Below are 13115 nucleotides of genomic sequence, written 5' to 3' on the forward strand. Positions count from 1 at the left end.
GTTTCCTGTGGGGTTTCCGACGCACAGGACGTGCTAGCGCAGGCGTTACCACAGGACGTGGTGAACTTAGCCCTGCGTTCACCTGTTGCTATTCCCGCAGGATAAGGAAGGCCACGACAGCGAAGCATCGCACGATAAAATGCATTTTTTTTTGCATTTTTGAGGAGTCTACGTATTCTGCCTACGCTAGTCTAGTCTAGGTCATCTAATATAAATAATAGACAATCAATTCGTAATGAAAGATACCTACACCAGCGGAGGAAAAACACGGAGACTCGAAAAAGATAAAACGTCTTTTCCTCGTACGATGTCATGCTGCCGAAGCGTTCCTTGTCCTGCGGGAGGTCGGCTAAGATCGGTCACGTCCTGCGACCAATGCCGACACTAGAACGTCGTGTTCTTCGCTCGGCCTAGGTGAGACCCCGCAGTGCGTCATAGGGATGGAAGGCTAAGAACGCGACGTCCTGTCGCTACGCCTTCATGACCAACGTCCTGTTGGCCCGAGGCTCATCAGCCGCCCGCGGAAAGCGCAGTGTTTTTCCTGAGCGATATTAGTGAGGCAAGTTTTCACTACTGAACAGTTTGGGTCTAGTGTACGGGATGAGTTGCAACAAACAATTCGAAACTATATGATACATTAGCAATCTATTAAAAAACGAATATTTTAGGAGCATACGATGATAAAGAGAAAAATTCCTAGTTTACTACTTTTATTGGTTTTTCCGATTTTGGGCATTGTGTACAATTATATTAATGATTTGCCTAGTAAAGCAACGAATATCGCAATACCGATCGATGACTACATCCCGTTTGTCCCAATTTTTGTTATCCCATATATCCTTTGGTATGCATTTGTATTTTGTTATTTAATTTACTTTTGGTATAAAAATACGCGTGTTTACATCCATTCTATTGTGACGATTGTAATTGCCGAGATAATTTGTTTCTTATGTTATATTTTTTTCCAAACTACTGTCACTAGACCAGAACTTGTAGGCAACGGGTTTTTCTTTGACCTTGTACGAAATATTTATGCAAATGATGCACCATTAAATTGCTTTCCAAGCATTCACGTCTTAACAACATTTATGATCATGATTGGGTCCATTCACATTAAAAAGAAACATATACTAAACACCATTTTTATTCAAACTATGGGGTTATCGATTATTTTATCAACTGTTTTGATAAAACAACATGTTATCCTAGATGTCATTGCATCTATTTTAATCGTCTCCGTCATTTATAGTACGCTTGTATTCATTTCTATGAAAAGAAAGACAGCAAAAAGTAGTAATAAAACAGTTGTCATTCAATTGCCGACAAAGCAACACCAATCCATTCGTTCTAAAGTGAGAAGACATAATAAGGTCAGATAAACAGGTTTGGTTCCAAATTACGGAACGAAACCTTTTTTGTGCCTTTTATATTCCGGCTATTACAAATTGTGTTAAACTAGGTTTAGTCACAATTACAATAATTAGAAATATACACACATAAATAGTTAGGAGGAAAATGAAGTTGATCATTAGAAAAGATAATATTATAGAAAACTTCCATGGTACAAAAGTAGCTGACCCATACAGGTGGTTAGAGGACCCCTTATCATCAGATACAAAAGAGTGGGTGTCTCACATGGATGAAAAATGTGCAAACTATTTCTCTTCAGCACCGAACAAAGTTATAGATAGAACACGGTTAGAAACACTACATGATTATTCAAAATACTATGTTCCAAAAATGATAAACAAACGTTTGTTTTACTTGCAAAACGACGGCTTGCAAAATCAGGCAGTCTTATATATGCGTGAGGAAGAACATGATCCCGTTGTTATCATTGACCCAAACGAATTCAGTGATGATGGAACAGTCGCCTTAGCCAACCATGCAATGAGTAAAAATGGACAACTATTAGCTTATGCCATATCTAAACACGGTAGTGACTGGCAAGAAATACGAGTGCGTAATATTAACACCGGCGAGGATTTGGATGACCTAATTGAATTTATTAAATTTACGAATATTGCTTGGTCCCCTGATCATTCCGGATTCTATTACAGTCGCTTTCCAGAACCTGGAACAGTAGCTCCTGAAGATGAAAGTAAATATAGTCGTGTTTATTTCCATCGCATTGGAACTAAGCAGGAAGAAGACATATTAGTACATGAACAACCAGAAGATAAGGAGTTTGACTTTTCCCCATTCATCACAGACGATGGCGCATATATTGGACTCTATGTTTTTCTAGGAACAGCAAACGAAAATAGATTGTACATAAAATCACTTCACTCTAGTGATCCGTTTATAAGATTATTAGATGCCGGGGATGCAGCCTACTACTACATTACGAACGAAGGAACAACTTTCTATTTTCAAACTGATTTAGGGGCCCCAAATGGACGAATTATCACGATTGATTTAAATAAACCAGAACGTGAGAATTGGGTAGAAGTCATACCTGAGCAAGAAGACGTTATTGATTTTATTAAAGCAATTGATGACGAATTTATCATTGCGTATTTACATGACGCACATCATCAACTACATGTATATAACAAAACGGGAGAGCATGTGAGGCGAATAAAATTATTGGAAATTGGCTCCATTACGGATATACAGGTGAATAAAGAGGATAAGGTTATTTATTTTGGCATGACATCCTTCTTAAGTCCGACGACGATTTACCAATACAATGTACAAACTGATCAATTGAATGTATTAGAAAAAGCACAACTACTCGTTGAAACAGATGCCTTTGAAACGATTCAAGTTTTTTATTCTTCAAAAGATGGCACAAAAATACCGATGTTTGTTACAAAACCAAAGGATCTATCTTTAAATGGAGAAAATCCAGTTATTTTATACGGTTATGGTGGGTTTAATATTAGTCTAACCCCTGCATTTAATCCAGCCATTTTAAGATGGCTAGAGAAAGGTGGCGTATATGCGGTAGCGAACTTACGTGGTGGTAATGAATACGGTGAAGACTGGCATAAAGATGGCATTTTAGAAAATAAACAAAATGTATTTGATGATTTTATTGCTGCCGGTGAGTGGTTGATTGAAAATAACTATACAAATGAGAATAAGTTGTCCATTATGGGTGGTTCTAATGGTGGTTTACTTGTAGCTGCCTGCATGGTGCAACGACCTGACTTATTTGGAGCAGTTATTTGCCGTGTTCCTGTTATTGATATGTTACGTTATCATAAGTTTACAATTGGACGTTATTGGATACCAGAATTCGGTAGTGCGGAAAATCCAGAGCATTTCCCGTTTTTGTATGCGTATTCGCCTTTACACAATGTACAAGATGGTGAACAATATCCACCGGTGCTCATTGCAACGGCGGAAAGTGATGATAGAGTTGTTCCAGGCCATGCACTCAAATTTGCTGCGACATTGAATGAAAAAGCGGATCCAAATACGCGTGTTGTTTTACGATTAGAAGAAAAGGCTGGGCATGGTCATGGAAAGCCAATTTCAAAAATTATTGACGAATGGGTTGATTTCTTTGCGTTTTTGGATAAAGAACTCTCGATGTAAAACAAAATATCCTGTGCTCAGATTCCAAAACATCGATGCATAAAAAGTGCTTTATAAAAGATAAAGTAGCTATTCTTGTTATGCAGCTACCATGAATATAAGACTTGGAAATGGCTTTGCTATCTTCATTGATAAACATGGAAACATAAGAAATTCATTTATAAATAGAAAAAACGAGTAATTAAATTTGATTACTCGTTTTTCCATGAAAATAATTTACGAATCCATTTCCCTTTTTCGATAAACAAATACAGTCAATATCGCAGTACCTACAAACCACGCTAGAATCCAACCAAAATGTAAGCTAACTGCAGTAAATCCAGCCCCGTCTTGTACCTTACTCGCTATCTCCATTAATTGGGTGCCCGGAAAGTAATTTAAAAATCTAAGCATTGGATAGTTTTCCATGACAGATTCCATAAGTGGACCAAATGCAAACACAACCATAACTGGTAGCATAAAAACAGATGCCTCAATCACTGTTCTGGACAGCAATCCAACTAGTGTCCCCAATGCAATATAAAATAAGCTTGATATAAAAAATGCGAGTACAACTAAAGCAATATTCGCAGGCTTATAGTCCAACACTGTAATACATAACAATAACGTAATCGTTGTAAGCAATAAACTAACTAGGCTTTTTCCACTTAATATTTCAGGTAAAGATGCAGGTGAGAGCATTAATCCCCGCAATGTATTTTTCTCTTTTTCCTCTGCAATAACTGCACACTGAATGAAAAATGTGATAGAAACAAATACTAAATTAATAATCAAATATTGCGAACCTAAAGTCAACACATCCATTTTCCGATAAAAGAAAGCTAAAACAACCGGGAGCAAAAAAGTGGTAGATACATATAAATTTTTCGATAAGTCCTTTAAATCCTTTTCAAAAATAGCATACATTCTTTTTGCTGAAAAAGTCATACTAATTTCCTCCCCGTAATTTCTACAAAAATATCCCCAAGTGTTGGCTCATTTGAATGAATCGATACGATTTCATTATTTTTCATATATTGATAGATTGTATCTGCTCCACTATTATCACTTGCCAAACGCAGTTGTTCCCCGTTCTTTAATAAAACTGTGACAGTAGAATCGGAAAATTGTCTGCGTAAAACTTTTGGCTCGTCTTGTAATTGAATTTCCCCCTGGTGTAAAAAGGCAACACGATTGCATAATAACTCCGCTTCCGCCATATCATGTGTCGTTAAAAATATCGTCGTCCCCTTTTCATTTAGCCGTTTTAAACCTTCATGAATATGTTGAGAATTCACAGGATCCAATGCTGATGTCGGTTCATCTAAAAACAGTAAATCCGGTTCATGTAACAAAGTCCGAGCTAGCGTTACCCGTTGTAACATCCCTTTTGAGAGTTTGGAAACAATTTTCTTTTGCTCTTGTTCCAAATTGACCATATTTAAAACTTCTTGAATACGAGTTATTGGTACACCGTATAAATTACAATATAATTTCAAATTATCATAAATGGATAATCGCGTGTATAATCCACTATTATCTGTTAGTACACCTATCCTTTTTCGATATTCTCCCTTTTTTAATATTGATGTTGATACACCAAAAATATTCGCTTCACCGGATGTTGGGGCTAATTGGCCTGTTAATATTTTAATTGTCGTCGTTTTTCCAGATCCACTCGGACCTAAAAATCCAAAAATTTCTCCTTTTGCTACTTGAAAGTTCACTTCATCTAACGCAGTCTGATTACCAAACACCTTTTCTAACTGATTTACTTCAATAATATTTTCCAACATTACTTTCCTCCTGTCGTTTGCATCTACATATAAGATAGAGGAAAATAAACTGAAAAACAGTATATTTTTGATGAAAAGAGTAATAAAAGGGATGAATGGAGTGTTTTACAGGCCTAACATTCCCTTTAATTGCCCCATTTTTGTCTTGGATAATGGGATTTCTGATTTAGAAACATCTTCTAAACGCAAACTAAAACTATTACGTGTCCATGTAATAACTTCTCTTACTTTTTGTAAATTTACGATATATGAACGATGACATCGGAAAAAGCCAAAATGGGTTAGTCTATTTTCCAATTCATTTAATGTGAAGTTTGTCGGAAATGTTTCTCCTTTAATATGTAATAAAGTTTGTCCATCTACACTTTCTATGTAATCAATTTCAAGTGGATCAAATAAAACAATTTTATCATTTACTTTAGTTGGAACTTTATGAAACTGAAATGTATGATCCTTTTTCTCAGATTCCACGACTTCTTCCTTTTTCTCTTCTTCTATATCGGTACTCGTTTCTATTTTTTGTAAACCATTTTCATCCAAACGGTAAACATTTACCGCAGAAGTAATAGCACTTTCCATGTTACCTGTCAGGATGACGACTCCTTTATCCTTCTCTTGTAATCGCGCTACAATATGAATAAAAATTCGCTTTGTTTCAATATCTATATTTAATTCTGGTTCTTCAAATATGTATACTGCTGCCTTATCATGAAATAAAACTCTCCCAAAATGTACCCTTCTTCTTTCTGATTCAGTCAAATTTTTAATGGCAATATTTTGTTTCGTAACTAATTGCGTTAACTGAAGCATTTCCTTCACCGAATAGCTAGATTCATATATGCTTTGGAAAAACTTAAAATATGCTTTTACTGTTAAACGCTCATACACTCCTTCATCTAATAAAAATACTGCAATCCTTCGATTAAATTTTTCACCTGCAAACGCATGTATCCCCTGGATAGTGATTTGCCCGTTGCCTAATGAATCATTCCCCATCAACATCTGAAGTAGGACTTTACGTACATTCAAACTAGAATAAATAGCGGTGACACCTTTCTTATCTAATGTTAAAGAAAAACTCGGAAATAATAATGCACCATCTGTTCGCTTTTCTATATTTTCTATCTTTAATAATGACATAATTATCCTCTTCCTTTATTTCAATTCATTTTATTATATCAAAAAAGGGAAGAGTTTTACGATTTACTTATTAGATTTTTCGTAGCCAATACATGAACTTATATCGTTTATAAGCACAAATTTTAAACGACATGATGGGAGAGTTTTGACGGTTTTTAAAATCAGCTAAACCAATGAAAAAACAAATAAGCTAAGGAACTTGGATAATTTCAAAAACCCACTCCGTCCCTTAGCCTATAATTTGTCCGACGCTTGCTAACATTTCCATGATTTTATAATAATGTAGAAAGGTTTAGCGCTGCTTCTCAACATAAATTGTCATTGCTTCACACATAAACTTGGCAAGTCCTTCTCCGAATTTATCGATATTCTTAGTAAAACGTTCATCAGCAACATACATTTCTCCAAGTCCTTTAAATGCATCCAACGAATAATCATTAATTTTAGATAAATATTGATACCATTCATGAATAGTCGCTTGCGCCTCTTTCGCTTCTGGCGATAGATGGCGAATTTTTGCTAATTCTATAAATATGCTTTCCATATCCTGTGCTAAACCTTTCTTCTCTTCTTGGGACATTTCACCTAATCTTTTATTTGATTCATCTATTGCCTTATCCCCCCAACGCTCACGTGCTTCCTCTTCATATGGGTTATGACTAAAGTCAAACCCTAAGAATTTATCCTTATTTGACATCGTAATTTCTCCTTTCATATGTTGGATTGTTTTTTCTAAAGTAGCAATCATTTGGTTTAGTTGATGTCGCTTTTTATTTAACATCCTTAATTGTGTCGTATACGCTTCTTCACGATTAAAATTTGGACTCGTTATGATTTCCTTAATTTTTTTGAGAGAAAATCCAAGCTCTCTATAAAATAAAATTTGCTGCAGCTTTTCCAAATCATCATCTGTATAAAATCGATAACCCGTCATTTCTTGCTTTCTTGGTATTAATAAACCAATTTCATCATAATGATGCAGTGTCCTGACGCTAATACCAACAAGTTCTGCCACTTCTTTCACTTTCAAAGAAATTCCCTCCTTTCAAAAATAACAATAAGCTATCACGTAACGTTAGAGTCAATCATTTTATTAATAATCAACATTATTGAGTGGTCCTTTTAATAAAAACGGGCATTAGACCGCCCATTCTTCACTATTTCATTCCCTTTCTAGACAAATCAACCATATAGTGAATAGAAGACATTTTAAGGGGGAATATCGATGAATTATAATGAAACATCGCATATGGATTACAATAATATGAATTACAATCATGGGCAGTACCCATCACCACCGCAAGCAGGGGATACACATCAGACGTTCATGAACCATCATGAAAATGATAACATGCAGGATGAAATGGATCCTAATCAAGAGCGCGTATTGAATTGGTTAACTCCTGGAGGACAGTCCTTTCCTGGTCAGCAAACAGGATTTCCAGGACATGGTCAGCCGGGTGGATTTCCGGGTGGACCTTGGCCTGGGCAAGGTCATACGGGTGGACCACATCCTGGAGGAACGTGGCCAGGACAACCGAGCTTTCCAGGGCAGCCGGGTGGACCCCAACATGGTCAACCAGGGGGGCCGCATCCAAGTCAGCCAGGAGGAACAGCTGTGGCGCCTACTACACCACCGCCTAATTTTACACCACAACAACCAACACATCAGGCATTTGCCATAGATTCTGGCGCAATTAGAGGTTGCCGTTTTCGCTTCACATATATTTGGCTAAACAGAGATTCGTTTTGGTTCTTCCCAACCTTTGTTGGAAGAAACTCGGTTGCAGGATTCCGTTGGTCACGAAATAGATGGGTTTATTTTGGAATAGATTTGAACCGAATCGTATCCTTCCAATGTTTTTAATTTGGGCTTAGTAGGATAGCATGTATTGCTTTACGACTATTGGTTCACCCATGCAAGTTTCTCCCTCCTTCATATACTAAAAGTAGTAAGGAGGGATGCAACATGAATCAATTGCCATTATTATATTTGGCAAGTATTCTTGCGGGTTTTGCCTTAACACTCATTGAACCAGTTGGATTTATTAATGCAGGAATTGTAGCCTTTTTTCACGTTATTGGGGTCCTCACCATCATTGTTTTCTCTATTGCGCTCATCCTTTTAGGCTTACGTGCTTTATTAAGTAAATTTATTAAAATCTAGTGCTTATGCATAAAAAATAGAATTTACTACTACACTCCTTATAATCATGCAGAAGCATAAAGAAATTCTGCCGACCGTTATATGCTTATTTTGGCATGAAAAAAGGGCCAATTTCATCTACCCAAGATGAAATCGGTCCTCATGTTCTTTTTTCGCTGCTATTCATTTAAAATTTGCTCAACCGTTTCTTCTACATCTGTACGCGACATTTTCTCTTGTCCCTTTTTCAATACAGCCAATGTCTTTTTCGCTAACGCTAATGGAATTTTACAAAATAGTAATATATTTTTTGTCTTTATATCTTTTATATATTCATCAGCTTGCGCTAAGTTTTCTTCAGCATATGCAAACATATCAGCGCGCGTCCAATTGTTCGGGAAAAAACGTACGCCCCGTTCTGCATCTTCATCTTTATTTCGCAATACGTTTACGGCTTGCAATCCTCTTCCATAACCAATAGCTAACTCATGATTTGTTTCTGTGCCATCATACCAATTCCAAATATCGGAAAGCATCACACCGACTAACCCTGCAACATAATACGTATAATTATCGAGATCTTCCTTTGTTTCTACTTGCCAATTCTTTTCTACCCACTCGGCCATGCCATTTGCCATGATACTAGTAGATTCTGTTACACGGTCTACTATTCCATCCGGACAAAAGTCAATCCAATCTCCTAGGCGTTTTGTTACTTCTGGTAATTCTGCTTCATGCGGCTTAATTAATGCTTGATACGACTCTTTATTAAAATGACGACCAGCCAAAAGAAGCTCACTCGTTCTTCTTAATAATGTCTGCTTTACATCTGGGTTTAATGTAATATGGTCCTCAATTTCATCGACAGCTCGCATACATAAGTAAGCAGAAGCAACTGTTTCTCGCAATGTACTTTTCAGTAATTTAATCGGTATATAAAACGTCCTACTCGTTAGTTTTAGGACTTGCATCGCTTCTTTTTCTAGATTCACTGATTGCTCCTCCTTTTGGAAACATAGGTTTGGGTTTTTTCAAGAAAACTATCCGGGCTTTTTCATGTTATCGTAATATATTTAGTATAGCAGATATATTTTATTTTTTCCTTTCCATCGTTCCTTCCCTGTAAAATAGATTGTGCTGAACACAACCGATACAAGTTAACATAACTACTTGTATTTACATGAAAATACGTTTAAACTTGTATAGGTTTGAAATATCTTACAGATGATAGAAATTAATCATGAAGGTATTTAATTGTTACTTATGTAACTTCATCTAAAGCCAATATGTGTAGTAGAATTAAACTACTGCAACTAAATACAATATAAAGTAAAGCATCAATTAGTTAAGGTTGTTCAGACATGAGCAAACATGGATTTTACTGGTTCTTATTGATTCTCCAACTTATCCTGTCTAGAGCTCCACGGATTATTGATATCGGGATCTTACAACCAGTTCACTTTTATACATTCTTATATATTTAGAAAGGCGTCATATAATGGATAAACGAGTATATTTTTTAATGATTGTTTCATTTATAGTAGGTATGGTAGAACTTATTATTGGTGGAATCTTAGACTTAGTTGCAGCTGATCTACATGTAACGATTGGTGTAGCAGGATTTTTGATTACGATTTTTTCATTAGTATTCGCTATTGCTGGACCAATGCTACTTGTTCTTACAGCGAACATAGAACGGAAAAAGCTAACACTTATTTCCTTATTTATCTTTCTAGTTGGTAATATTGTTACCGTCTTAAGCACGACATATCAGGCGGTATTTATTGGTCGCGTTATTTCAGCGCTAAGTGGAGCGCTATTAATTATTTTATGCTTGGTGATGGCTCCTACTTTAGTTAGTCCTAAATATCGTGGACGAGCAATCGGCCTTGTCTCAATGGGGGTTAGTGGCTCGCTTGTATTAGGGGTTCCGCTCGGTTTAGTTTTAGGAAACTCATTTGGTTGGCGTGCGCCATTTATTTTAATCAGCTTCCTTACTATTCTATCCATTATAGGGGTGTTTTTCTTTATGGATCGAGTAGAACCAAAGCCATCCATCCCACTAAAAGCACAGCTTGCTACATTAAAGGGGCGTAAAATTACCTTTGCGCATTTTACAACGTTTTTATTTTTAGCTGGCCATACGACACTTTACGCATATTTAACACCTTTTTTGAAATCAGTTATGGGTGTTTCTGGTACATGGGTTAGTACAATCTATTTAATATTTGGTATTGCAGCAGTAAGTGGCGGCGGAATTGGCGGCACACTTGCAGATATTTTCGGACATAAACGAACGATTATCTCTGTTATCATTACCTTTATATGTGCATTATTTATTATTCCATATATCACATTTTCACTTTCACTATTTTTATTTGTAATGGTTATTTGGGGCGTGATGAGTTGGGCTATTTCACCAGCAATGCAAAGTTATCTCATTGAGGCCTCTCCTGAGACATCGGATATTCAGCAGAGCTTAAGTAATTCATCACTCCATTTCGGAATCGCATTTGGTTCCTTTATAGGTGGACTTGTGGTTGAAAAGGTATCTGTTGTACACAATGCAACTGTCGGAGGTATTTTGGTTGCTCTATCATTAGTCACGGCTGTCATTTCAATTTATGACAATTTATTTTCCAAAGATAAACATAAACTGAATCGCGCATAACCAAGGGTCCCTGAGGGGGCCTTTTTCATTTGTTTTTATATTCTGCAAAGTTAGTGTGATTTAGCATGGTTATTTTTTTTCTTTTCATCTATAATACTAATAACACTAGTATTTGTATTCGGAGTGAAGGAGAGACATATGAAAAGTAAACTTGAAACCCAATTTATGCAATTCCTCGGTGGTCGAAATTTAGTTTTTGGATTACTCGTACTTATTCTATTAGGGATTGTTATTTATATATATAATAAAATATCATTCATTTTCCATCCTTTTATTGTAATATTATCGACAGTTGCAGCGCCTACTATACTAGCTTTTATTGCTTATTACTTAATAAATCCTATTGTTAACTTACTTGAGAAGGCACGTATTAAGCGCATTTGGGGGATCCTCATCATCATTCTTGGTATCGCAGGAATTATTACTAGTATTACGATGCTTGTAGCCCCAACAATCGAAACACAAATAAATGACTTAATTGTTAATTTTCCAGTTTTCGTCCAGCAGATGAGTGAAAATTTCCGTGGTTGGATTGATCAATCCATATTTGGGCCTTACTATGACGAGGGGTATGACTGGGTTGTCGCAAACCTATCTGATATTTCTAGTAAAATTGGTGCTTATGTTGGTGGCGCATTAGAAGGTATCCGGAATGTAGCGAACACACTTACACATGTTTTTATCGCGATATTTACATTTCCGTTTATTCTATTCTTCCTATTAAAAGATAGTGCAAAGTTTAAACAATATTGTTTACGCCTACTGCCACCTAAATTTCGTAAAGATGCAGATCATATTTTAAAAAACATGGATGTCCAAGTTGGTTCCTATATTCGCGGACAAATTATTGTTGCATTATGTATTGGTATTCTCTTATATATCGGTTATCTTATTATCGGTCTTGATTATGCCATCATTTTAGCAATTACCGCATCCGTAACAAGCGTTGTACCATATCTTGGCCCAATAATAGCCATTTCACCGGCTATCATTATTGCAATTGTTCATTCACCATTCATGTTAGTTAAACTAGCAATTGTTTGGGCGGCTGTACAATTTTTAGAAGGACATTTAATTTCACCAAATATTATGGGACGGACAATGAAAATCCATCCGCTCACAATTATGATTGTCTTACTTGTCGCAGGTAATTTATTCGGACTTATCGGCGTAATCTTAGGTATTCCGGGATATGCAATCTTAAAAGTATTAGTCCAATATCTCTATGGGAAGTTTAAAATTCGCTATAACCGTTATTTTGGTGATGAACATGGAACATATGAATTAAAGAAAAATAAATTATCATAAAATAGGATGAGTTGCATTCTAAGCAACTCACCTTTTTTGCCTAAAATATATATTCACCAACATTTTAATATGATATGATAACGACTATTAACAACAATATCCTTTGATATCCCTTTCGCATCATCGTCTCATTCAGCGTTGACCCAAACTGTTCAGTAGTGAAAACTTACCTCACTAATATCGCTCCGGAAAAACACTGCGCTTTCCGCGGGCGGCTGATGAGCCTCGGGCCAACAGGACGTTGGTCATGAAGGCGTAGCGACAGGACGTGACCGATTTTAGCCGACCTCCCGCAGGACAAGGAACGCTTCGGCAGCATGACATCGTACGAGGAAAAGACGTTTTATCTTTTTCGAGTCTCCGTGTTTTTCCTCCGCTGGTGTAGGTATCTTTATCCAGAGCTGATTTTTTACTAGTTTATTGAATGGTATAGTTAAGAGCTGAAAATCTATTCCCCGTAGTGTAGTTTTTCGTAATAAGACTTACAAAGATTGACTCGCATAATCACGGCGGTTGTTTGGAGCGGAGG

General features: G+C 36.4%; 11 protein-coding genes. 6 read left to right on the forward strand and 5 right to left on the reverse strand.

What is annotated here, in order from left to right:
• The first annotated feature begins 677 nt into the window (after positions 1-677).
• Positions 678-1379: a phosphatase PAP2 family protein gene (locus ACFFIS_RS14605; protein WP_390188131.1), complete on the forward strand. Its 702-nt coding sequence runs from the start codon at positions 678-680 to the stop codon at positions 1377-1379.
• Positions 1380-1521: 142 nt separating this feature from the next.
• Positions 1522-3546 (forward strand): prolyl oligopeptidase family serine peptidase, encoded by a 2025-nt coding sequence (locus ACFFIS_RS14610; protein ID WP_390188132.1) that lies wholly within the window; start codon positions 1522-1524, stop codon positions 3544-3546.
• A 216-nt stretch (positions 3547-3762) separates the two neighbouring features.
• Here the strand turns inward: ACFFIS_RS14610 and ACFFIS_RS14615 are convergent, their stop codons facing one another.
• The 4 genes from ACFFIS_RS14615 to ACFFIS_RS14630 form a co-directional block, all read right to left on the reverse strand.
• Positions 3763-4473 (reverse strand): ABC transporter permease, encoded by a 711-nt coding sequence (locus tag ACFFIS_RS14615; protein ID WP_390188134.1) that lies wholly within the window; start codon positions 4471-4473, stop codon positions 3763-3765.
• On the reverse strand, positions 4470-5318 hold the full coding sequence (locus ACFFIS_RS14620; RefSeq protein WP_390188259.1) for an ABC transporter ATP-binding protein: 849 nt from the start codon (positions 5316-5318) through the stop codon (positions 4470-4472). Before ACFFIS_RS14620 ends, ACFFIS_RS14615 begins: the two co-directional genes overlap by 4 nt.
• 108 nt (positions 5319-5426) lie before the next feature.
• Positions 5427-6461, reverse strand: coding sequence for a LytTR family transcriptional regulator DNA-binding domain-containing protein (locus tag ACFFIS_RS14625; RefSeq protein WP_390188135.1), 1035 nt, complete (start codon positions 6459-6461; stop codon positions 5427-5429).
• Between the two features lie 292 nt (positions 6462-6753).
• Positions 6754-7497 carry a MerR family transcriptional regulator gene (locus ACFFIS_RS14630; RefSeq protein ID WP_390188261.1) on the reverse strand — a complete coding sequence of 248 codons (744 nt, stop codon included), beginning with the start codon at positions 7495-7497 and terminating at the stop codon, positions 6754-6756.
• A gap of 189 nt (positions 7498-7686) precedes the next feature.
• Here ACFFIS_RS14630 and ACFFIS_RS14635 point away from each other — a divergent pair, with 189 nt between their 5' ends.
• Complete coding sequence (locus tag ACFFIS_RS14635) at positions 7687-8328, forward strand: hypothetical protein (RefSeq protein WP_320381182.1); 642 nt, start codon at positions 7687-7689, stop codon at positions 8326-8328.
• A gap of 102 nt (positions 8329-8430) precedes the next feature.
• Positions 8431-8628: a hypothetical protein gene (locus tag ACFFIS_RS14640; protein WP_320381181.1), complete on the forward strand. Its 198-nt coding sequence runs from the start codon at positions 8431-8433 to the stop codon at positions 8626-8628.
• 158 nt (positions 8629-8786) lie between these two features.
• Here the strand turns inward: ACFFIS_RS14640 and ACFFIS_RS14645 are convergent, their stop codons facing one another.
• Complete coding sequence (locus ACFFIS_RS14645) at positions 8787-9578, reverse strand: squalene/phytoene synthase family protein (protein WP_320381546.1); 792 nt, start codon at positions 9576-9578, stop codon at positions 8787-8789.
• Between the two features lie 527 nt (positions 9579-10105).
• Between ACFFIS_RS14645 and ACFFIS_RS14650 the strand changes: the two genes are divergently transcribed.
• Together ACFFIS_RS14650 and ACFFIS_RS14655 are read left to right on the forward strand one after the other, a co-directional pair.
• Entirely contained in the window at positions 10106-11278 is a 1173-nt protein-coding gene (locus ACFFIS_RS14650; protein ID WP_390188137.1) for an MFS transporter, read from the forward strand.
• Between the two features lie 138 nt (positions 11279-11416).
• Complete coding sequence (locus tag ACFFIS_RS14655; protein WP_320381179.1) at positions 11417-12586, forward strand: AI-2E family transporter; 1170 nt, start codon at positions 11417-11419, stop codon at positions 12584-12586.
• Positions 12587-13115 lie beyond the last annotated feature (529 nt).

The organism is Paracerasibacillus soli (assembly GCF_042432965.1).
Classification (GTDB): domain Bacteria; phylum Bacillota; class Bacilli; order Bacillales; family Amphibacillaceae; genus Paracerasibacillus; species Paracerasibacillus soli.